Below are 21816 nucleotides of genomic sequence, written 5' to 3' on the forward strand. Positions count from 1 at the left end.
CTACGCCTCATAGATTGTGCGGCTAATAGTCTGTAGCCGTACCTGTTCTGCTTGCAGTAGCGCATAGCATTTACACGCACTCTGCTCTAGCGCTGGGCGATCGACGATAGTGATCTGGCCTCTGCTGTAGCGAATCAGGCCAAGCTGCTGCAAATGGCCTGCGGCTGTGTTGATTGTGGCCCGCCGCGTACCTAGAAGTAAAGCGATATATTTTTGAGTCATTGGCATTTCATTACACTGCAGGCGATCTTGAATGGAGAGGAGCCAGCGAGCGAGGCGAGGCTCAACTAAGTGGTGTATCCGGCAAACAACGTTCTGAGCTGTTTGGGTGAAAGATAGCTGTAGATAAAGCAGTGCTTGCTTATTGAGAATTTCTCCTCGCTCAAACTCGGCCTTGAGGGTCTGAGCGTCAATCTTCATGGCGCCATCAGCTACCTGCACAACCGCCCGATTGATGGTGGAACCGCCGCCCAGTAAGGCAGACATGCCGACCAACCCTTCATTACCTACTAGATTAAATTCGGTTGCCGCCGGCTCCAAACCTGAACTAACCAGCGAAACCAGTGAATTGAGCGGAAAGTAAACGTGTTCAATCGGCTGGCCGCTTTCGTAAAGGACTTGCCCCAACGACAGCCTGACGTGCTCTAGGTGGGGATGAAGGCGCTGATACTCTGCGGTAGGCAAAGAGGCAAGCAGACGGTTCTCTAAAGCTATGGGGCGCTGCGGTCGGTTATGGGACATGTTTTGGCGAAAAATCTGTAAAAAATATTGGCGTACTTGATTAGCCAATCGGTATAGCTGTGCCAGTAAGGCTCCGTATCGTCTAAAGAATTTGTCTTTAACCTAAAGAGGGAAACTAGCTTTGTACGATACCGTACTACATCAAATTAAATAAGTTCGGTCAAACTGTAATCCTATGCAAGGTAGATCAAGCCCTGTTGTGCCTACCTTCCGCCCACACGCTGAACGCCGCGACGTTAGCCCATCTGGGTTTTAGCAACTCTAAACCATTTAGATCGGGCAGCAGCTGCAACATCAGACGCTTAGTTCTTTGCCTACCGTTTTATTAAGTGAACAGCATTATCCTGCCTGAAAGGCTGGCGGCATCAGCTTTATTCAAAGGCAGGAATGACTGCTATACAATAGCGATAGGGCCTTATTTTAACCTTTTCTTAACCCAGGAGCTTCTTTGAATTCGGGATCGCAACTGCTGCTACCGCTGACATGGCCAAATCTATTGGCGCGACTGGGATTGGCGCTGCTGTTCGGCGCAGTCATTGGCTGGGAGCGGGAAAGTCACAACAAGCCAGCCGGACTACGCACCCACATGCTGGTTAGCTTTGGTTCTGCATTGTTTGTGCTCAGCAGTATTCAAACCGGGGCTGTCGCCCAAAGTGCCGATGTGCTCAGCCGGGTGATTCAGGGCGTGGCTTCCGGTGTTGGCTTTCTGGGAGCCGGGGAAATTGTGCAGCAGTCTCGCAGCGAGAGCGATCGCATTCGCATTCGCGGACTCACTTCCGCTGCCGCCATCTGGACCTCTGCCGCTATTGGTGTCGTCTCCGCCTGCGGTTTGTGGCTGATTGGCCTGATTGCCTGCGTTGTGACGCTGACGATTCTGTTCGTGTTTAGACGCTTAGAAAAGCTGGGTCAGTAGGAGGACTGGCTGGGATGCCATCAGGGGCGATCGCCTCTAGCCTCAGGGCTCTGTTGACCCTGGTTGACCGGGAAGCGGGCAATCTCAAGCTCATCTGTATCAGGCAACGCAAACAAAGCCAAAGGCGGTATAGTAGGCTACCCCTTAGTGTGGTGTAGAAAGCAGGCCGTTGCGTCTGCTGTATCACCGATTGTTCAATAATCGGGATGAGAGTGAACCTATGAAACGCAGAAAGTTTGTCACTGGCGCAGCGCTAGGCGCGGCCACTACAGCTACTGTTGCAGCCTGTGGTCAGCAGAGTAGCAGCCAGTCTACCGGCAGCGGCCCGGCTGTGCAGGTCGATGAGAGTCAAAGCGTGCAGTGGCGTTTAGCCTCTAGCTATACCCCCAGTCTAGACACGGTTTACGGCGGCAGCGAAGCCTTTGTCGAGCGGGTGAGGGAACTGACAGACGGGCGGTTTGAAATCACCATTTCGGCGGCGGGGGAGTTGGTGCCCGGTCTGGAGGTACTAGATGCGGTGCAGCAGGGCACCGTCCAGGCCGGACACACCAACTCTTACTATTACCGGGGTAAGAACGAGGCGCTGGCTTTCGATACGGCAGTGCCCTTCGGCCTCAACTACCGTCAGCAAACCGCCTGGCTCTACGAAGGAGGCGGTCTAGAGCTAATTCACGAACTGCTCTCCGACTTCAACATTATTAGTTTCCCCGGCGGCAACTCTGGCACGCAGATGGGCGGCTGGTGGAAGCAAGAAATCAATACGCCGAGTGACCTGCAGGGGGTCAATATGCGGATTCCTGGTTTGGGCGGCGTGGTGTTAGAGCGCTTGGGCGTCAACGTGCAGAACCTGGCCGGGGGCGAAATTTTTCAGGCGCTGCAGCTTGGCACCATTGACGCAGCTGAGTGGGTCGGCCCCTATGATGACGAAAAGCTAGGGCTGTACAAAGCGGCTTCCATTTATTACTATCCCGGCTGGTGGGAACCCGCTTCTCAATATTCGTTCTATTTCAATTTAGATGCCTGGAACGACCTGCCGCCTAACTATCAGCAGGTGCTTAAAACGGCAGCATCAGAGGCCCATGCCAATATCATGGCTCGCTATGATGCCCGCAACCCCGGCGCTCTAGCTAGCCTGCTGGATCAGGGAGTTGAGCTGAAGCGCTTTTCGGATGAGATCATGGAAGCGGCCCGCACAGCATCTTTTGAGCTGTACGAAGAGTTAGCCGCGGCTGACAGCAGCTACAACAAGATCTACTCTGCCTGGAATGAATTTCGAGAAAACTCTAACCGCTGGTTCTCCAGCTCTGAGCTAGGTTTCACCGATTTTGCCGCTAAGAGCTAAGACTCGGTTCGGCTTGGCCCTCGATTGAGCCGAGACGCGGCGGGAAAAATATAGGGAGACGCGATCGCTCACCAATAGAGCTTCTTCACGTCTCCCTAATTGTGTCTTCCAGCGATTCCCTAACAAGGTCAATACGCCAGTGAAGCAAGTCAGCTCGCCTGCGAGGCCGCTACGCGAGGATTCCAGCGCGATCGCAGCTCCTCAATATGCATGTTCTGCTCATCTTTTTTGAGATGGCGGGGGCTGCTTTCAAATGAGAGGGAAGAGGGCAGCGCCTCTGAGCCGTACTGAGCCTGAATAAAATTGGCCAGTTCTACGTAGGAAGGCGTAAAGCGATCGCTCACCTCCGGCAGCGCCTGCAACTGCTGCTTCAGCGTGGCTGAAAACAGCCCTGTCCCATCGTCAAAAAATCGCTCGGTGGTCACTCCGTAATGCTCATAGGGATGAAACACTAGGTCAGCTGGTGCTGTTGCGGCTACCCAGGAAACATAGGCCCAGTATTCGCTGAAGGTGCCTAGCTCGTTGGCTGAGCGCATCATCAGCAATAGCCAGTGATCATCTGACTGAAAATACTGTTTGAGTTGCTGCTTGAAGGAGTTTAGGTGTGACTGCTTAAACCACATATGATGGGGCACAAACGTGCCTTCATGGTCAGTTAGAGGTTCTACTCCCAGCACTGAGCGAATCCACTTGTCCCAGGTAGAGACAATCTGTGGGTTGCCCCACTGCTTGTGCTGCAGCAGTGCAAAGGTGCGCTGAATAGCGGCTTTCTCTTGGCGGATCAGGGGCCAGGTTTTCACTGGCAGCAGGTCGCTGTCCCAAACCACATACCACTCGCTCAAATCATCAATCCCCTCGGAGGCTCCCAGCTTCAAGAGCTGCTGATAGAACCAGCCAGGCGTATACAGAGATTTGCCTAAATCCAGTTCCGCGCAGATTTCATCTTTGGTGAGTTCGCAGTTTTTTTGAAAGAAAAATTCTTCCTCGTGTACACAGATTGGCGAAACCTGCCAGCCCGTGACCTGCTCCCGCAGCGATCGCGCCTCGGTTGCCGGTGTAATGATATGAATCTGGCGCGGCTCGTAGTGAGAAGTGATGCCCTCCAGCACCGCTCGCGTATTCCAGCGCACCCGGTAGAGTGGGATAACAAAGTCGAAAACGTCTTGTGACACAGCTAGCCCTCCTAAACACCCGACAGCAATTCTTCTGAAGCCAGTTCCTCTGGAGCTTCGGTATACACCTCAGCAGACGACAGGGGAATGTGGTGCGCCACCGTTGAGGGATCTTCTAGCCCTACATCGGCGCAGAGCGGCTCAATGCCCACTCCTTTTCTAGGCAAGTCAGCGCAGACCTGCTGGTACTCAGCGATCGCCTGATAGAGCTGTTCACGGGTCAGGCTATTGAGATAGCCGCAAGCACCAATTTTTCCTTTGGGCAGCGGAGCAGCCAGGTTGCCGCCGCGCTTCTGCACCATCTTCTCGTGCGCAGCCCAGAGAGTTTCTTGATTGAGTAGAACATCATGCCAGAGGCTAAGGCCAAAAGAGCTAATCAGCCGCAGAATCCGGTGAAACTCATCAACGCTAATCCAGTCATGGCGGTAGCTCAGGTAAGCGCCAAAGCCCATGCCGATCGCCACCGCATGACCGTGTAACAGTCCCGCCTCAATCTCAAAACCAGGTGACCAGGTATGCCCATAGGCGTGGGGACGGCACTGATGAGTTTCATAGAGGTTGTCATACTCAGCCTCGACGTAGCTACGCATAGCCGCGCCCAGAATTTTCTGAGAAAGCTGGCTCATCTCATCTCCTGGCTCGCAGTTCAGCGTGCCAAAGCGCGTAGTGATAAGCCGTGGGCCAGCCTGTTCTAAATAGGCAAACAGCTCTGCGTTTTTAACCGTCGCCATTTTGATAATTTCAGCGATGCCGTGGCGCAGCCAGCCTGCCCGCAGGGTTTTGAAGAAGGAGCGATCGGTAACTGAAAGCACAGGGGCATGATAGGCCCCGAACAGGTTTTTGTAGCCAAAGCCATCGCAGCAGGTCCGAGGGGAAGGCCCAGCATCAATCCCGGCCACAATTGAGGTGGAGAGCATGACATAGGGCGTGTTGCGGTGGTAAAGGGCACAGGCCAAGCCTCCCGTATCCGTGAGAACCCCACCCCCCACAATCAGTACCGGCTCATTGCGAGAAACGCCTAGGCGCTTAAAATCCCCCAGCATCCGCTCAACGGTATGAATGCCTTTATCGACTTCCATTGCCCGGTAGACTAGCTTATCTAGCCGAATCCCGTGGTGATGGAAATAGTGCTCAACTTGTTCGCCATAAAAGCGCTCAACATTTTGGTCAATCAGGCAAACGCAGCGTCCTAATGGCCGATAGACATCTCTCAACAGCGCTTCTTCTGGATTCAAAGAGTTCTCAACTACGCGAATTGAGGTAAACGTGCTGGAGTGCATCACCGCTTCTACGGCCTGATCGTCATCAGTACTCACCACGTAGCCGCGACTTTGGCGATAGCTAGACGTGGGATAAATCGCGTGCGGATTGGTGGCAACTAGCTGATTTGCCAACTCTGAGTAGAAGGTCTTTTCAGGACTGTTCAGCAGCGTATCTAAGAGCTTTTGCTGGCCCAAGTCAGATGCGTACAGGCGCTGAACAAACTTTGACCATTCCATACCTGCAGCTAAATCAAAAGCTGACAGCATTTCAGCTAGTAAGCTGAAAAAGTGACGGAGTGAAAAGTTCAAACCGCTGCGCAGTCTGCGACAGGCTGATAGTCCTTTAATAGCCCCTACTGAAGCAAATTCGCTACCAAGAGCTTCAGAGAAAGCAGAACTACTAATTAATGAAAGCAGTAGTTTTCTAAATTGGGGGCTGCAACAAATAGATTCAACGGCACTCTCTAAGTTCTGGTACGTCAAAGGCCCACTGCTGTAGGAGGCGATGAAAGCCTTAACCGCCGAGGTCGTCTTGGTCATTATGCGTAGTGAGGAAAACCGTATTTGCAATATTTAGCTAAGGTATAAAAAACCTTGCCTACAGTAAGCTAACACAAACTTCCTAAAAGTTAAAGAAAAGCTTACAAAAACGATTTTCTGGCATATTTGTGGTATAGAAGAATACTTTTGAGCGGTAAAAAGGCAGGTATGCTTGTAGACGGGTAATTCTGGGCGGTCCGTTTCCTTTTGAACCGCGGCCACAGGGGATCAGTTGATTTAGCCAAATTAAACCCGTATTAAACGGCTATTTCTCCGATTGCCTTGACCTGTTACTTAAGCGCTTAGAAACAGTTAGAAATAAAGGCACTACAGCGACCTTGAGGATAAATCAGTGTCGGCCCTGGTTTATTCCGGCTGCGTTCACAATATGTCCAATTGAAAACTTTGCGATATAAGTCGCAATACCGCCTTACTTTTCTTAGCTAGATAAACTTTTTCAAACGGGTCAATTTTCTAGGTTATGAACAGGTTAATCTGAGGCTAAAGCAGGCCGGGATCACTGCAAAGTTCCTGGCTGGGGCGATCGCGCTGCAAAGAGCGAGATGGCTTCTGCTTTTTGTTTCTTAGTAATATAAGGGGCGAATTATGACCCAGAAAGCATTATCGGGATCACGAAACGTGGCGATTGTGGGTCCCTATTCTAGCGGTAAAACCACTTTGCTAGAGAGTCTGCTTCATGTCACAGCAGCCATTTCTCGCAAGGGCAGAGTTGAAGACTGCAACACCGTCGGGGATGGTACGCCAGAAGCCCGCGATCGCCAAATGAGTGTAGAAATTAATGCCGCCAGTACTGAGTACGGCGGCATTCGTTTTACGTTTCTAGACTGTCCCGGCTCCGTAGAGCTGCCGCAGGAAACCTACAATGCGCTGATTGGCGTAGACGCGGCGGTGGTGGTTTGCGAAGCCGACCCCACCCGAGTCCTGACCCTATCGCCGCTGTTTCAGTTTTTAGACGAGTGGGAAATTCCCCACTGGATTTTTGTCAACAAGATGGATCGAGCCACGGCCAGCTATTCAGCTATTCTCGACGCCCTCAAGACCGTCTCTAGCCGCCCCATCGTGCCCCACCAGTATCCAATTCGCCAAAAACAGGAACTGGTAGGCTTTATCGACCTCGTAACTGAGCAAGCCTATCACTATCATTCCGGTGCCCCGGCTGACCCCGTGCCCCTGCCAGATTCGCTACAGGCAGAAGAAAAAGCGGCCCGCACCGAAATGTTAGAAACTCTAGCCGACTTTGACGATCACCTGCTAGAAGAACTGATCGAAGAAATTGAGCCGCCCCAGGAAGAAATCATTCAAGACCTGAAAATGGAGCTGGGGGCTGACCTCATTGTGCCTGTATTCTTGGGCATGGCCAATCAAGACTACGGCGTGCGCCCGCTGCTAGACGCGCTGCTGAAAGAAGCCCCCGAACCGGAAGTGACGGCGGCGCGACGCGGCCTTGAGGCTGCCGATGACGTATTGGCGCAGGTGCTGAAAACCTACTACACACCGCAAGGCGGCAAACTCTCCCTGGTGCGAGTATGGCAGGGAGCGCTGCGGGATGGCGACAGCCTCAACGGTGAGCGCATGGGCGGTATTTATCATCTCATGGGCCAGCAGCAGCAAAGTCTGACAACAGCCGAGGCTGGCTCAATTGTGGTGGTTGCTCGCTTAGAAAATGCCCAGACCGGCGATACTTTGACGAACGGCGATGGCCAGCCAGAAGCGGCGCTGCCTAAAGCTGAGCGCTTAGATCCGGTCTATGCGCTGGCGATCGCGCCGGAAAATCGTAGCGACGAGGTAAAGCTCAGCGGTGCTCTGAACAAGCTGCTAGAAGAAGATCCGTCTTTAGTGTGGCAGCAGCACGGCGATACCCATGAGGTGATTCTCTGGGGCCAGGGCGAAATGCACCTGAAGATTGCCCTCGATCGGTTAAAGCGCAAGTACAACCTGCCGATGAGCACCCATGCCCCCCGCGTTCCTTATAAGGAAACTATTCGCCGGGCCAAAGCCGCCATTCACGGACGCTATAAGCACCAAACCGGCGGTCACGGCCAGTTTGGCGATGTCTATCTGGATATTAAACCGCGCGATCGCGGTGAGGGCTTCAGCTTCAGCAATACGATTGTTGGCGGTGTGGTGCCGAAGCAGTATATTCCCAGCGTGGAGACAGGGGTGCGGGAGTTTCTCAGCCACGGACCGCTGGGCTTTCCGGTAGTAGACGTGGAGGTTGTGCTCACCAACGGCTCGTACCATGCGGTAGATAGCTCGGAGCAGGCATTCAAGCAGGCAGCTAGAATTGCCATGCAGGAGGGCTTACAGGCCTGTGAGCCAACCCTGCTAGAGCCAATTGCCACAGTGGAAATTTCGGTGCCCAACAGCTTTACCTCCAACGTCCTGAAGCTGATCAGCGGTCGGCGCGGTCAGATCTTGGGCTATGAGGCCAAGGCTAAGTGGCAGGGCTGGGACTGCGTATCTGGCTATCTGCCAGAGGCAGAACTGCAAACGCTAATTCTAGAACTGCGATCGCTAACGATGGGAGTCGGCTTCTTTAACTGGAAGTATGACCACCTTGATCCGGTACCAGACAGGATCAAAGAGCAAATTCTAGCGTCCTATAGTGAATAAGCTCAGCCAATAAAAACCGGGTTTTTGAGATTCAGAGCTATATCTCTACTGACCTCAAAAACTCGGTTAAATACTCAGCGCTTAGATTTTGAGTCAGGTTAACTCTCGAATAAACTCACTGTTCGATAATTACGGATATAGAGTGGAACATTATTGCCAGCCTGCCGGGCTTGGCGGGCTGCTGCCATCGTTTCATCAAACACCAGCAGCGTCTCTTTACCAGCTTTCAGCCAGTCCTGATAGGGTACGCTCATGTCTTGTTCGAGTGCTTGACCGATAGGCGGTGTCATAGCCTCGGCTGGAATCATTGATCGATATTTTTCATTGAACTTGCGGCGAAAGCGAAAGTCAATGGAAATTCTCAGACCGCTAGAAACCCGGCGCACCGTCTGATGCAGACCGCGAGCATCATTAAAGTACAAAGTGCCGTGCTGCAGCCTCGCGTTTTCATAGGCAACAACCATAGGAATATCGGCGCCTTCGTTGAAGTCAGACATCAGGCGCATAGAGGGTAGCTCTAGTTCACGGGGCATTTCACCCGCCTCAATCGTAATATTATCGATATCCCCAAATAGCGGCAGCACGACAACTGTGGCATCTGGATGTACCCCGTTCCAGACATCGCTGTGACGTTTCATGCTGGTGAAGGGAATTTTCATCACGTCAGGATGGGTTTCTCCAAACACCATCCGCAAGTTAACCGGCAAGTCCACCGCATCAATCAGATCATTGGCCCCTAGTTGAGAAAAGGCATCGCCCACACTTCTCTGCAGAGCATTGAAGGCTAGGATATGCTCTCGCTTGGGCATCAGCAATCCAGTCCCTAAATAGTTGGGCAACTGTCCCTTCTGCCTAGCCTCCAGAAGCTGAGAAATCATTTCTGCCTCAGACAAAAGATGAGGACTTTCTAGGACAGCGGAAATATAGCTAGCCGCTGCCAGTCGGATTTGAGCAAATAAATCAGGCTGCAACCGATGCTCGAATAACAGCCTATATTCCCGATGCGTTCCTATGCGCGCAGCAAGTTCGTCAAAGAGCTGGTCGCCCAGCTCCGAAAATGCCATTGCTCTGTCATAGCTAAATGATTCGGGGGTAGTTGCCAATAAACTTTGCGACATAACCGTTTTATGGAAGCTTTGGATATCAAAACTATCTTTCCTAAACCCGCAATCAAACTCGCAAAAAGCTCCATCAAGTTTCAAGACTTCATTAATAGTCTAAAAATTTAGATATTTCTTTAAATAAAAACGATATTTCGTGGTCAAAGATTGATTGCCAAAATTCAGTGTCAGCCCGACAACGAGTAAATAACTCTACGAATTAAACTCAACTTCTCCACTCATCAATATTGTCATCATTGAAGGAGAAAACAGGGATCGTGTCCTTATTTAGTTTGGACTGCTTAACCACAAGCTGAATAAAAACAAAAATCCGGGTTTAGCCGACGATCAGTAATGTCACTGAATAAACAATTTTTTCGGACTTAACGTAATTAAAACGGCGAAAAAGCAACTATCTAATTGTTTTATCTTTAAGCCAGCTTAAATTACTTCAGGGGCTTGCGAACTAAAACAAACAGCGAGCTTTAGTAAATTGTTTATAGCCTACGTATTTTCAACACTAAGCATATTTGTCCTTCAGTTTAATAGGCAATAAAATCAGCCATTTCGATCATTCCTAATCAAAACAGCAGTTGTCACAATGATAAAAAGACTGATTCTAAAGCTTTATTAGCCCGAAGCAGCTGCTGGGAACAATATGCGAGAGGCAGTCGATTAGGAGCATTACTATGTCGGATCGCTATCAATCTACAAAGGCGCTATACGATCAGTCGGCCCGTGATTGGGTACGTCGCAACCCGAGTTCTCTATCTGACTTTACAGCTCGTCCGATTGTCTTAAACCTGTGTGAACCTGTTCTAGGTCTCAACGTTCTTGACTTGGGCTGTGGTGAGGGTTACTGCAGCCGGGAATTGAAGCAGCGAGGCGCTAGAGAAGTATACGGTATTGACCTATCAGAAAGGATGATTGTCGCGGCTCAACAACAGGAGCAAGCGGAACCACTCGGAATTCAATACGAGTCGAGGTGTGCTACAAACCTGAGCCATATTGCTGACCAGTCTTTTGACTGTGTACTGGCTGTTTTTCTGTTCAATTACCTCACTATTGAGCAAATGAAACAGTGTATGAAAGAGGTTTTTCGCATACTTCGACCCCAGGGTCAGTTCGTATTTAGCGTGCCGCATCCAGCTTTTCCCTACATGCGACAGGCGGAATACCCTTTTTATTTTGAAGTTGATGGCGCTGGTTATTTCAGTCAGTCTGATCAGCAATTTCCAGGACGTATCTGGAAGCGAGATGGTTCTTGGCTACCCGTCCAGCTAGTACACAAGCCTTTAGAAGCCTATTTCGATAGCTTACTGACTGCTGACTTCAAAACAATGCCTCTAGTCAAAGAACTGCGAGTTACCCCTGAGCATCTACAGCTTGATCCGAATTTCTTCCAGTCCCTCGTTGACTATCCACTCCATTTAGCGATTCGCATATCTCGATGAACACACAAATCTCTTCTACAAAAACTTTTTGTCGTCTAGCTCAAAATCATGCGTTGTGGAATCACCCTTTTCTACAACACTGTCAAGCGGATGGACTGACCCTATTGGAAGTTCAGATTCTAGCCGTCCAAATGTACAAATTCTCCAAAGAATTTAATCGTATTTTAGCTAGCATCCTGTCACAGTGCGCAGACGAAAGAGCACAGTGGGTTATTTTGGATAACCTGTTTGATGAAATGGGCAGAGGTGACCTGAATCAGGCCCATCCGGCTTTATTTCGTCAATTTACCCGGGCACTCGGCATTAGTGACACTGTCCTTGAGGCCATTCCCGCAGAACCAGAAACAAGTGCCATGATTGAAACCTACCTGAGTTTTGCTAACCAGTACGGATATCTTAGTGCTTTAGGAGCAGTTTGCTTTGCCTCTGAAGGCATTGTTAATACTCTATATTCGCAGCTATATCGAGGAATTCAAGGTCTTGAGTCTCTATCTAAAGAGTCACTGGTTTTCTTTGAAGTTCACATCAATGTTGATGATAGTCACGCAGCTAAACTTTCTCAGCTAATTGAGACGCGCCTTCATACCCGCGATCAGGTTACAGAAATGAAAAAGGCTATTTTAGCCGCTATGGATGCGCGCGCTAACTTTTTTGATGGCATTCAACGGCAAGTTACCGAAAGCAGTGGCTACCAAATAGCTGCTTTAGAGCTGACTTGCGCTTGAATTCGCTCAAATGTTGCTTTTCAAGTCAATAGAATTCAGCTTAATTCAGGCAATGCCGGCGTTGTCTTAGCTGAGCTGAAAGAGGACTGAGATTGATCAAAGTTTAAGCCATTGAAATTTACCGGAAAAACTGATTTTTAGGAGATAAAGATGTACGGATTAGTCAATAAGGCGATCGCAGATATGGTGCAATCGCAGTTTGGAGAAGAAATTTGGCAGGAGATTTGTCAGAGAGCGGCGATAGAGCAAGAAGCCTTTCTCAGCCTTGAAGGCTATCCTGATGATATTACTCATCGCTTAGTCAAGGCCGGTAGTGAGGTATTGGGATTGTCTCCGGCTGAGATTATGCAAGCCTTTGGTGAATTTTGGGTGCAGTATACGGCAAAAGAGGGCTATGGCGAACTCATGGATATGAGCGGTGATGATTTGCCAGAGTTTTTAGAAAATCTGGATAATCTTCATGCTCGCGTCGGCGTGACGTTTCCCCAGCTCAAACCGCCGTCCTTTGAGAGCCACGAACATGACGAGAACGAAATCACGTTAGAGTATCGTTCAGAGCGAGAAGGACTGGCTCCGATGGTTGTAGGCTTAGTTAAGGGCCTTGGTCATCGGTTTGAAACCGAGGTGGATATTGAGCAAACTCAGCATCGAGGTGACAGCTCAGACCACGACGAGTTTTTAATTAAGTATAATCAGCCAAATAAGTGAGAAAAGCGATGTCTCATTGTGTTACGCTATCGCCTCAGATGCTAGCGATCGCTTTCCCTTTTCACTTTGTGATCGATCGCAAGTTGAGAGTTATCCAAGCTGGAGATGTGCTCCAGCGTCTATGCTTCAAAGCATTAGTAAATGGCAAAATAGAACACCACTTTCGTATCTATCGCCCAGCCAATATCAGCTTTGACTTTGATGTATTAGTCAAGCGACTCAAATCTCTGTTCATTGTGGAATCGCTGCATAGTGAAATGCAGCTGAAAGGACAGATGATGTATTCAGAAGAGCAAGATTTGATCTTTTTTCTAGGCTCGCCCTGGGTAACTGATACTAAAAGTCTGTCTCCTTTGGGCGTCAAGCTCAAAGACTTTGCTGTTCATGATCCAGTCGTGGATTTTGTATTTTTACTGCAGGCCAGTCAAAATTCACTGAATGAAACTAAGGAATTAACCCAAAAGTTAACTCAGCAAAAAGCGCAGCTCAGCAATGCCTTATTGATTAAAGACAATTTAGCTAAAATCGCGGAAGCTCAGGCAAGACGCCTGGAAGAAACTATCAAAGACTTACAAAAAACCCAGGCGCAGCTAGTTCAAACTGAGAAAATGTCTAGCTTAGGGCAGATGGTTGCTGGCGTTGCTCACGAGATCAATAATCCAATTAATTTCATTCATGGCAATTTAAATCACGTTAAGGAGTATACCCACGACTTACTAAAATTGATTAATCTATATCAGGAAAAAAGTCAGGAAACAGATCAGGAGATTCAGGATTTTGTCAACGAAATTGACCTGGATTTTCTGATTGAGGATTTGCCTCAAATTATTAGCTCAATGCAGGTAGGCACACAGCGAATTTGTGAAATTGTCACCTCTTTAAGAACATTTTCTAGACTAGATGAAGCAGAGCATAAAGTAGTTGATATTCATAGTGGAATTGATAGCACTTTAATGCTCTTAAAGCATCGCCTCAAGGCTAACAGCAGTCGCCTAGCTATTAAAGTCATTAAAGACTATGGCGATCTGCCTAAAGTGGAGTGCTATGCTGGTCAGCTCAATCAAGTTTTTATGAATTTGCTTAGCAATGCTATCGACGCTTTAGAAGAGTGGGACAGCCAGCGATCGCCAGAAGAAAAGAGACAAAATCCAAGCACGATTCACATCACCACGATTTCAAATCCTAATAGAACAGTCACTATTAAGATTGCTGATAACGGTCCGGCTATTCCTGAAACGCATCAAAAGCAGCTATTCGACCCGTTCTTTACCACCAAGTCTGTAGGCAAAGGTACGGGACTAGGACTTTCTATCAGCTACCAGATTATTGTTGATAAACACAGTGGAAAACTATGGTGTCAGTCAGAGCCTGAACAAGGCGTCACTTTCTACATAGAGTTGCCTCAACTGCTACCACAAAATTCTAGATGTGCAGAACTAAAACAGTTAATGGTTTTGCCACAGTAAAAAGTCGCTGCTCTACTCTGCTAACCGGAGCCGATCGCCGCTGAGATCTGTGCGATAAGTCCATGTCTTCTCTCCATTCGATCGCGTCACTTCAAACAGCCAGCCTTCGACTAAAGCCTGAGTACACAGCTCATCTGGGTTGGCTAACCCTAAACAGCCGTCCGGCCAGGTTTCGCGGCTGTAGCGGGCGATCGCTAGCTCCGAAATCGGCACGTCTGCGGTTTCAGCCGTAGTCTGCAGCACCTGGTTAATTAATTCTTCTGGGGGGCTATCTGGTGTCGGTGTCATCTCAGGCTGTACGGTCGGATTAGTACTCTCAGCCACATCAGCCACGGACGGGCAGGCGATCGCTTGCCGCCCCGCCACATAGCCCAGGCCAAATACCACAATGCCAATACCGACCAAAATAAGCCGCTGTACTGCCTTAGACGCTGCCATCTTTCAACTCAGTATTTGATACTTTACGCATTATCATTCTGGCATAAACTATCTCTGACAAGGAAAACTGCTGGCTTAGTTGCGCGATGCCATTATGAAAAGGCTCTAACGCGAAGGGAAGCTGCCAGGGCGATATCAGGGGTTAAGGGATCAGAAAGTAGGTTGAGGGGAGTGGCCAATGTCAGCGCAACTTCTAGGCAGGTATTTGACGCTGGAGGAGTTTTGCATCTGCACGCAGACCTACCGGAAGTATGCTGATCAGATTGATCCCTACCCGAAGAACCGGGAGGAGACGATTCCGGCGTTGGCGGCATTGTGTCAGCACATCATCGATCCGGTGATTGATGCGTTTGGTCGAGAGCGATTTCAGCTCACCTATGGGTTTTGCTCAACAGATTTTAAGCGGTGGTTGGCAAAGAAGGACCCGGTAACGGGGGTGAAGAATGGCCGGGTGAGCCCAAATCTGGATCAGCACATGGCCCACGAGGTAAATCGCAATGGGAATTACTACTGCTCGCGGTTGGGGGCGGCGTGTGATTTTAGGATCATGGATTTGCCGAGTGATGAGTTGGTGGAGTGGATTGTGGCGCAGGGGTTGCCGTTTGATTCGCTGTATTTTTATGGGGCGGAGCGACCGATTCACATTAGCTATGGGCCGCAGCGTAAACGTGATATTTGGGCTTTCACAGAAAAAGGTATCCCACAATCAGCAAAAACTAAGCATTAGCAGAAAGGTGTACAAGACGTTTAGTCCCGACATTCCGCAGGTTGACAGTATATTTCTGATGTGCGTGTCTGCTACCAACTCTTGGAGCTCTTATTGAGCAAGCATTCTAGGTTCAAGCCATATTTTTTGTTAAACCACGGCCTTAATATTTCGCAACTTAGACCAGCCTCGGATTGTGAAGCATGACTAACGAGATTTTAATGACTCCAGCGACCTGAAATCTGATGCATATCTGAAAATAAAAAGCAACCTGCGGAACGTAGGTTAGTCTTGTACAATAAACCTGTTGAAAAATATTTGTAGAACTCGCCAAAAGCTCTGACACATGGGAGATTTGGGGATTTTCACTGAAAAATATTGAAAACCTTGCTGAGAAGGAGCTTCAACGATTTTGGAGCTTATCTCTCTTTAGTCAAAGCCGCTGGAGAATAAATAGCTGGCTGATTTTCGTCCATACTCCTATTTTTGCGCGAAGGAATAATTTTCCATAAGAAGGAGAAATGGTCGTTTCAGCTATTCTCTGGCTAGAGTCACTAAAGAGCATTTTTTCCCGACAACTCTAATTATTTTTCAACTGCTCCGAGAACTTTTAGCCTTTCTATTTGTTTAGGATCTAATCCTTTGGCACCACTAATATTTGTTCCTGCATAAGGACGATTACTGAGAGTTTTTATACACTTTCCATTTTCGATATCCCAAATACGAACCGTTTCGTCATAGCTACAGCTTATTAAATGATTATTAATTTGATTAAATACGATGGACTGAACACGATTTGCATGTCCTTCTAAACTTCTTAAGTGCTGTCCTGTATATGGATTCCAAAGGTTTATCACCCCATCAAGTCCAGCAGTTGCTAAAAATTCACCATTTGAGTTAAACGTAACCGAATTTACTCGACTTTTGTGATATCTCAATGTCTTAATACATTTTAGATGAGTTGAATCCCAAATTTTTATATTGCAGTCATCGCTCCCGCTCGCAAATAAATCACCAGAGGGAGAAAAAGCCACAGTCCAAATACAATCTTCATGGCCGGAAAGTGACTTAATACAGTTTCCACTTTCTATGTCCCATAACTTAATATTTTTATCGCTACTTCCACTAATCAGAGTCAAAGAATCTGGATTAAAGCTCACCGAATTCACCCAGTCTCTGTGACCTAAGAGCAATTTGACTGGTTTCTCAGAGGTAGCAGGGTCAAAATTCCATAAAGCTATAGTATTGTCTCTACTCGCACTCGCGAGTAGAGAACCGCTATTATCAGCAGCTAAAGCATGAATATTACCTTCATGCTTTTTGAAAGTTGTGAGACAATTACCATCGCGTATATTCCAAAGCTTAATCGTATGATCGCCACTGCCACTAGCAGCAATTTGCCTTTTAGGATTTATCACAACAGAGCTTATCCATCTCGAGTGTCCTTGAAGATATTTATCAAGTTTTCCTCCTGAATCGTATGGGGACCAGACTCGAAGCTTTAAGTCTTCTCCACCTAAAACTACGTGTTTTCCATCACTGCTTACTGCAACTGAGTTCACCCAATGGCTAGAACCTCGGCAAGTTTTTATACAATCTCCAGTTAGGAAATTCCATAATCTTAAATCTGTGCTACCAGCGCTAATAAAATACGTATTATCTTTACTAATGTCTAAATCTCTGATTTTGCTTGTATGCTTCTGAAGCGTTTCCACACATCTGCTAGATTCAATGTCCCAAATCTTTAGAATTCCATCATCGTCACCACTTATAATTTTTTTGCTGTCTGATGAGACTTTGACAGCGTTGACATACGTTTGATGTCCTTGTAAAACTTTTATGCGTTCTCCCGAATGAATATCCCAAATCCGGATAGAGTGATCATCGCTTGCACTAATTAAAAACTGATTATCGGGCGTAACGTCAATTGAGCTAATCCAGTCTGTGTGTGCAAGGAAGTGTTTGAAACATTCACCCGTTTCAAGACTCCAAAATCTGACAGTCTTGTCATTGCTACTACTAGCAACTGACAATCCGTCAGGAGTAGGTATTACAGAGCGAATCCAGCCTTTATGACCCTCTAAACAATGAAGGCATAAACCATTTTCAGCATCCCAAACTCGTATGGTTAAATCATCACTACCACTGATAATTTTTTTCCCATCAAGAGTGAATGCAACTGCTCTGACTTGTCCAGTATGCCCAAAGAAGCTCCTTAACAGTTCGCCTGTTTCAATATTCCAAAGCTTTAGTGTGCGGTCATGACTCGCCGTTATTAGTAGTTTCCCATCAGGACTAAAGTCTACTGCGCTTACCCAATCGGTATGTTGAGTCTGTATGATGATTTGGCTATCGTCAGACATGGCCCATAGGCGAACGATGCCATTAGCTTCACCGTTAACGAAATAACGACTATCAGGACTAAATTTAACTGACAAACTAGTTCCTAATAGAGCAGAAAAGATTACTTCTGAAAGATCTGACTCAGATACATCAACATTGCGTAAGGAAATATTAGACCAATCGGAACCAGCAATAACTGTTTTACTTAAGTCAAGATTTTCAATGAAGTACGGATTTATCCTTAGTAAGATAGTTAAAGCATTTCCACCCACATATCTCACTTCAAACTTTGATTTATGTTTGGTCTGCAAGATTATTTCAAGTAGCTTTGTACTGGATGTTTTTGTGTTTAGCATGGGCAATATGAGGTCTAGAATGGCCTTTGGAAGTGGTGAAAGGCCGAAGGTCGAAGATAAGTCAAAGTTGTCTGAGAAATTGAGCGAGTCAGTCAATTCTGAGAAGTCTTTGGATAAAATTTTGAGTTCTCTTGCAAACTTATAAGCCACGAAGAACTCTAGCAGCGAGCGATGCGCTGGAGTGTAGTCGCCTTCAGCATTACGAATGAGCATTGTCTGCCCCATCATGTCGTAATGCCAATGGTCGAGATCCTTCTCCTCTTCAACCGCAGGCCCAAACAGCTTGCGAATGCGGTCTGGAAACTCGCGGTAGTTGATGCTCATGCGATCCGTGCTGAGCATTTCCCACGACAGCTCACACATGAAATAGAGCTTGTCCGCCATTGAGGTAAACGTGCGCTCGGCTTTGATATCTCGCTCCATCTTGTGGCGCACGGCATAGAGATACACCCGCGACATATCCACCGGCTTGCCCGCCTCAATATCCGGCAGCGCTTCTAGAATCAGCTCTGTCAGCACCGGGCGACGAGCCAAATCCAGTAGTTCCGGATTGCCCATGATTTGCTCCACCGTGGCGGGTTGAGCTTGGTGAGAAAGCACCTGGCGAATCTGCTCATCGTTGAACTTCTCCAGCTCCAGCACTTCAAACTGAGGCGTTTCTCCCGTTAAGTCCTTAGTAGACGCTTGCAGTTCTGCATTCAAGAGGGCTCGCCCTTCCTTCGCTTCTGGGAAATGCTCGGTACGACAGGTGAGGATGACCTTTGCTCCCGGCACCACTACCTTCGCCAACTCCCAGAAGTTGTTGATCATTTGCTGGCGATCGACACGAGCCGCCATTTCATCAAACCCATCAAAGATCAGCAGCAGCTTGCCCATGCGGTTGAGCTGTTCAAAGGCCGAATAGCCCGGAATGGGAATCTCGTGCTTGCGGAAGAAGAACTCCGAAAACAGCGATTCCACACTGACTGCTTTGGCATAGTCTCGCAGCGGCACCACTAGCGGTAGACGAGGTCGCTCCAGTCCTCTGCGCTGAGCGTCACGATAGCGCTGCAATGCTTTCCAGGCATAGTGGAAGGCAAACCAGGTTTTCCCCGTGCCGAACTCGCCCAGCACCGAGATATGCTCTTTGGCCGGATCATCGAGCCAGAGGTCGATGTAGCCGTCAATCCAGCCGTCCCGGTCATCGTATCGACTCACCCCAATCCGCTGGCGAGTATCCGGGTCAATTTCTTCCTTCAGGCAAGCCAGGGGCACATATTTTTGGTCAATCCCTAGCTGCTCAATCTCAGATTCCAGCCAGGTGAGATAGCCACTAAAGTCAGCATCCTGATCCAGCAGTTCATCAAAGGTGAAACAGCCCAGTGCGTCATTTTCTGGTTTTTCAACCTCGTCTCGGGCGGCTCGACTAATCCGTCGTGCCGTGACTAGCCACCCTTCATCAGTGCGGTGAGTTGCTACCGCCTGCCGTAAGTCCTGCACATCCGGCAGTCCGGCCTCTCCATCAATGCCGCGCACCAGGATGCGATCGTACCGCCCGCGCCGCACCGGGATGTTGACGATCCATTCAAAATAGTCGTCCTGCCAGACTTCATGGGACTCGAAGCGAAAGCCCAAAGTCTCGAACCAGCCGCGCATCTGTTGGGCCAACGCAAAGGCTTTGCACTGTTCAGCGCTGAAGGTTGCGGGGGCGATCGCGACTCTGGGTAAAGCGGGATAGTCCTGAGCCGCCAACCGGGCCATTTCGGTCCGCATTCCTTCAATGGTAGGCAGACGATTCAGCCGCTCTTGCAGGCTGCCAATTTGCCGATGTAGAGATTCCAGCTTTTGCTCGGCTAAGATCTCAGCCGGAGTGCGGGTGCGTTTGGCCACTTCGATAAAGACGGCAGCAAAGGCGTAGAACTCTCGCCGGATATCGACGTTGTGGGCTTGCAAATCTGCTTGAAGGGGATGATCGGCAAGAAAGTCTTCACCGTTCTTCAGTAAAATAGTGGGCGTGTTGCGCTCCAGGGCTTCTCGAAAGAGTTCTTGAATCTTGGTCTGGCGAAAGATTTCTATTACTGGACGCGATTTGCCTACACCATATTCCACCAGGGCATATTGATAGACGCCGGTGAAGTCGGCGGGCGGATGATCTGGATTAAGGTTGAGCCGTTTGAGCAACTGAATGACGCGCTCATTGCGGTTGATGCTCTCCATCGCGGTCTCGAAGAGCATATCAATCAGGTTATCCAGACCAAACACAGGCGTTCTCCCGACACTTTTCTCTAGTGAAAACCAACTTGCTCAAAAACGCTCGAAAGTTTACGAAGTGCTCAATAAAGCAGTGGATACTTCACCGTTCATACAGTAGCCGCTTTGCACCCAAGTCATCCTTAAAGGTGCTGCCGCTAATCTCAACTGCTAAGGTCGGTGGCCCAAATACATTCACATCAATCGGTGCATTATCCTGAGGCGGAATCTGGAACTCTGCGCCAGTGTAGAAAGCCATGTCAGGCTGGCAACTTCGCTCTCCAGGTTTGTAAATGCTGCAATTCATTAAACCGACAACCCGAAGGTTACGAAGCATCCCATAAAGACTGATGACTTGAGAAATTAGTGTGTTTTGTCGCGCATGTCCTCGACCGAGCGGGGCCATCTCAATTCTCATGGTGCCATTGTCAAAGTAGCCGCGACTTTTCTCGTACTGCGGGTCATCCATAGCCGCTGCAAACTCATCCCAGGTCGCTTTTACCCAGGTATCGGTTTGCATCTGAGAGGTTGATAAAGTCATAGCTTGATGCTCGAGATCGAGCCTGTGAACTTGATTCTAGTTTAATGCTCTGACTGAGAATGAATGGTCATGATCCGCAGGATGTGTTGGGTAAAACGGAGCATCGGGGTAATGAGTGGCTTTTAGAGATTTTGCCGGATGGTAGTGTGCAACCGTTTTTATTTTCAGGGTTGTGAAGTTTTATCCTTTGTCTTCAGAGTTCTTTGGCAACTGGTTTACTTGCGAAGCTGAGAGTAAGTAAGCGAAACCTAAATCGAATTTATGAAAAAAGAAAAACGTTACAGTGTAAAAAATGAGTAGATACAGCATTTCCGAGATTGGTAAGGTACACCTAATCCCCAGAAGCAAAAGCGTTTCAGCCCTTGGTTTGTACCTCACGAAAGCAAGAAACGCTGTATCAGATACTTTTATTCTTCAATAAAAGTATCTGAGTCATTTGGTGTATTAGCAATGTTTTCCAAGTTGTTCAAAGCCTCTTGTTCAACCTCCTGATCACCAATTTCGCGGCTGATGACAAGCTGCTGTTCATATAGAGAGACAGCACGTTCGTATTGTTCGAGGGCCGCATACACGTCACCTAAACTCCCGAGGACATGCATTTCTCCAGCGCGGTTGCCAATCAAACGAACGATATCTAGAGATCTTCTGTATAGAGATATAGCGTCGTCAGTTCTTCCTGAGCTTTGATATAGCCTAGCAAGGCTGTTCAGGCTTGCAGTAATATTAGGATGGTTAGGTCCTAGTTGTTGTTCGAGAATTGCTAAGGCTTCTTGATAGACGGATTCGGCTTCCCCATAGTGACCCTGGGCTTCATACAGCGCTGCCAGGTTGTTGAGGCTGCTGGCGACAGCGGGATGGCGCTCCCCCAACTGCTCACGGCGAATCGCCAGGGCTTCTTGATAAAGGGGTTCGGCTTCCCCATAACGACCCTGCTCACGATACAGTCCGGCCAGGCTGTTAAGGCTGCTGGCGACATCAGGGTGGCGACTCCCCAGCCGCTCGCGCAGAATCGCCAGGGCTTCTTGATAAAGGGGTTCGGCTTCCCCATAGCGCCCCTGCTCACGATACAGCAGGGCCAGGTTGTTGAGGCTGCTGGCGGCACCAGGGTGGCGACTCCCCGACTGCTCGCGCCAAATCGCCAGGGCT

The 21816-nt window shown here is 48.6% G+C and carries 16 protein-coding genes; 8 read left to right on the forward strand and 8 right to left on the reverse strand.

Going from position 1 to position 21816, the window contains the following annotated elements:
- A complete protein-coding gene (locus QJQ48_RS12145; protein WP_346291496.1) occupies positions 1 to 741 on the reverse strand; it encodes a Crp/Fnr family transcriptional regulator in 741 nt (246 codons plus the stop codon).
- A gap of 448 nt (positions 742 to 1189) precedes the next feature.
- Here QJQ48_RS12145 and QJQ48_RS12150 point away from each other — a divergent pair, with 448 nt between their 5' ends.
- Complete coding sequence (locus QJQ48_RS12150; protein ID WP_346291497.1) at positions 1190 to 1654, forward strand: MgtC/SapB family protein; 465 nt, start codon at positions 1190 to 1192, stop codon at positions 1652 to 1654.
- 220 nt (positions 1655 to 1874) lie between these two features.
- A complete protein-coding gene (locus tag QJQ48_RS12155) occupies positions 1875 to 2996 on the forward strand; it encodes a TRAP transporter substrate-binding protein (protein WP_346291498.1) in 1122 nt (373 codons plus the stop codon).
- Between the two features lie 149 nt (positions 2997 to 3145).
- Here QJQ48_RS12155 and QJQ48_RS12160 read toward each other — a convergent pair whose 3' ends face one another.
- On the reverse strand, positions 3146 to 4168 hold the full coding sequence (locus QJQ48_RS12160; RefSeq protein WP_346291499.1) for a DUF6492 family protein: 1023 nt from the start codon (positions 4166 to 4168) through the stop codon (positions 3146 to 3148).
- Between the two features lie 11 nt (positions 4169 to 4179).
- A complete protein-coding gene (locus QJQ48_RS12165) occupies positions 4180 to 5667 on the reverse strand; it encodes a sedoheptulose 7-phosphate cyclase (RefSeq protein ID WP_428843046.1) in 1488 nt (495 codons plus the stop codon).
- Positions 5668 to 6576: 909 nt separating this feature from the next.
- Between QJQ48_RS12165 and QJQ48_RS12170 the strand changes: the two genes are divergently transcribed.
- Positions 6577 to 8604 (forward strand): elongation factor G, encoded by a 2028-nt coding sequence (locus tag QJQ48_RS12170; RefSeq protein ID WP_346291501.1) that lies wholly within the window; start codon positions 6577 to 6579, stop codon positions 8602 to 8604.
- A 98-nt stretch (positions 8605 to 8702) separates the two neighbouring features.
- On the opposite strand, the gene QJQ48_RS12175 is transcribed toward QJQ48_RS12170, so the two are convergent.
- Entirely contained in the window at positions 8703 to 9722 is a 1020-nt protein-coding gene (locus QJQ48_RS12175) for a hypothetical protein (protein WP_346291502.1), read from the reverse strand.
- A gap of 671 nt (positions 9723 to 10393) precedes the next feature.
- On the opposite strand from QJQ48_RS12175, the gene QJQ48_RS12180 reads away from it, so the two are divergent.
- From QJQ48_RS12180 to QJQ48_RS12195, 4 genes are all read left to right on the forward strand, one after another.
- Positions 10394 to 11158 carry a class I SAM-dependent methyltransferase gene (locus QJQ48_RS12180; protein ID WP_346291503.1) on the forward strand — a complete coding sequence of 255 codons (765 nt, stop codon included), beginning with the start codon at positions 10394 to 10396 and terminating at the stop codon, positions 11156 to 11158.
- Positions 11155 to 11883, forward strand: coding sequence for an iron-containing redox enzyme family protein (locus tag QJQ48_RS12185; protein WP_346291504.1), 729 nt, complete (start codon positions 11155 to 11157; stop codon positions 11881 to 11883). The genes QJQ48_RS12180 and QJQ48_RS12185 overlap by 4 nt, the downstream gene beginning before the upstream one ends.
- Before the next feature lie 150 nt (positions 11884 to 12033).
- The gene (locus tag QJQ48_RS12190; protein ID WP_346291505.1) at positions 12034 to 12591 is read left to right on the forward strand and encodes a heme NO-binding domain-containing protein; all 558 of its coding nucleotides are present in this window, start codon (positions 12034 to 12036) and stop codon (positions 12589 to 12591) included.
- Between the two features lie 8 nt (positions 12592 to 12599).
- A complete protein-coding gene (locus QJQ48_RS12195) occupies positions 12600 to 14057 on the forward strand; it encodes an ATP-binding protein (protein ID WP_346291506.1) in 1458 nt (485 codons plus the stop codon).
- A 12-nt stretch (positions 14058 to 14069) separates the two neighbouring features.
- Here the strand turns inward: QJQ48_RS12195 and QJQ48_RS12200 are convergent, their stop codons facing one another.
- Positions 14070 to 14495: a hypothetical protein gene (locus tag QJQ48_RS12200; RefSeq protein WP_346291507.1), complete on the reverse strand. Its 426-nt coding sequence runs from the start codon at positions 14493 to 14495 to the stop codon at positions 14070 to 14072.
- Between the two features lie 178 nt (positions 14496 to 14673).
- Between QJQ48_RS12200 and QJQ48_RS12205 the strand changes: the two genes are divergently transcribed.
- The gene (locus QJQ48_RS12205) at positions 14674 to 15222 is read left to right on the forward strand and encodes a hypothetical protein (RefSeq protein WP_346291508.1); all 549 of its coding nucleotides are present in this window, start codon (positions 14674 to 14676) and stop codon (positions 15220 to 15222) included.
- 563 nt (positions 15223 to 15785) lie between these two features.
- Here the strand turns inward: QJQ48_RS12205 and QJQ48_RS12210 are convergent.
- From QJQ48_RS12210 to QJQ48_RS12220, 3 genes are all read right to left on the reverse strand, one after another.
- On the reverse strand, positions 15786 to 20141 hold the full coding sequence (locus QJQ48_RS12210) for an NACHT and WD40 repeat domain-containing protein (protein ID WP_346291509.1): 4356 nt from the start codon (positions 20139 to 20141) through the stop codon (positions 15786 to 15788).
- Between the two features lie 91 nt (positions 20142 to 20232).
- Positions 20233 to 20670 carry a Uma2 family endonuclease gene (locus tag QJQ48_RS12215; protein WP_346291510.1) on the reverse strand — a complete coding sequence of 146 codons (438 nt, stop codon included), beginning with the start codon at positions 20668 to 20670 and terminating at the stop codon, positions 20233 to 20235.
- Between the two features lie 407 nt (positions 20671 to 21077).
- On the reverse strand, positions 21078 to 21816 hold a 739-nt coding region (locus tag QJQ48_RS12220; protein WP_346291511.1), incomplete at its 5' end, for a tetratricopeptide repeat protein.

The organism is Sphaerothrix gracilis Ecp01, assembly GCF_030405905.1.
Lineage (GTDB): Bacteria > Cyanobacteriota > Cyanobacteriia > Phormidesmidales > Phormidesmidaceae > Sphaerothrix > Sphaerothrix gracilis.

Excerpts from the sequence above, each read along its gene's own strand:
- QJQ48_RS12145 (WP_346291496.1), bottom strand. The coding sequence starts at position 741 with ATGTCCCATAACCGACCGCAGCGCCCCATAGCTTTAGAGAACCGTCTG.
- QJQ48_RS12155 (WP_346291498.1), top strand. The coding sequence starts at position 1,875 with ATGAAACGCAGAAAGTTTGTCACTGGCGCAGCGCTAGGCGCGGCCACT.
- QJQ48_RS12165 (WP_428843046.1), bottom strand. The coding sequence starts at position 5,667 with ATGGAATGGTCAAAGTTTGTTCAGCGCCTGTACGCATCTGACTTGGGC.
- QJQ48_RS12170 (WP_346291501.1), top strand. The coding sequence starts at position 6,577 with ATGACCCAGAAAGCATTATCGGGATCACGAAACGTGGCGATTGTGGGT.
- QJQ48_RS12175 (WP_346291502.1), bottom strand. The coding sequence starts at position 9,722 with ATGTCGCAAAGTTTATTGGCAACTACCCCCGAATCATTTAGCTATGAC.
- QJQ48_RS12180 (WP_346291503.1), top strand. The coding sequence starts at position 10,394 with ATGTCGGATCGCTATCAATCTACAAAGGCGCTATACGATCAGTCGGCC.
- QJQ48_RS12185 (WP_346291504.1), top strand. The coding sequence starts at position 11,155 with ATGAACACACAAATCTCTTCTACAAAAACTTTTTGTCGTCTAGCTCAA.
- QJQ48_RS12190 (WP_346291505.1), top strand. The coding sequence starts at position 12,034 with ATGTACGGATTAGTCAATAAGGCGATCGCAGATATGGTGCAATCGCAG.
- QJQ48_RS12195 (WP_346291506.1), top strand. The coding sequence starts at position 12,600 with ATGTCTCATTGTGTTACGCTATCGCCTCAGATGCTAGCGATCGCTTTC.
- QJQ48_RS12200 (WP_346291507.1), bottom strand. The coding sequence starts at position 14,495 with ATGGCAGCGTCTAAGGCAGTACAGCGGCTTATTTTGGTCGGTATTGGC.
- QJQ48_RS12205 (WP_346291508.1), top strand. The coding sequence starts at position 14,674 with ATGTCAGCGCAACTTCTAGGCAGGTATTTGACGCTGGAGGAGTTTTGC.
- QJQ48_RS12215 (WP_346291510.1), bottom strand. The coding sequence starts at position 20,670 with ATGACTTTATCAACCTCTCAGATGCAAACCGATACCTGGGTAAAAGCG.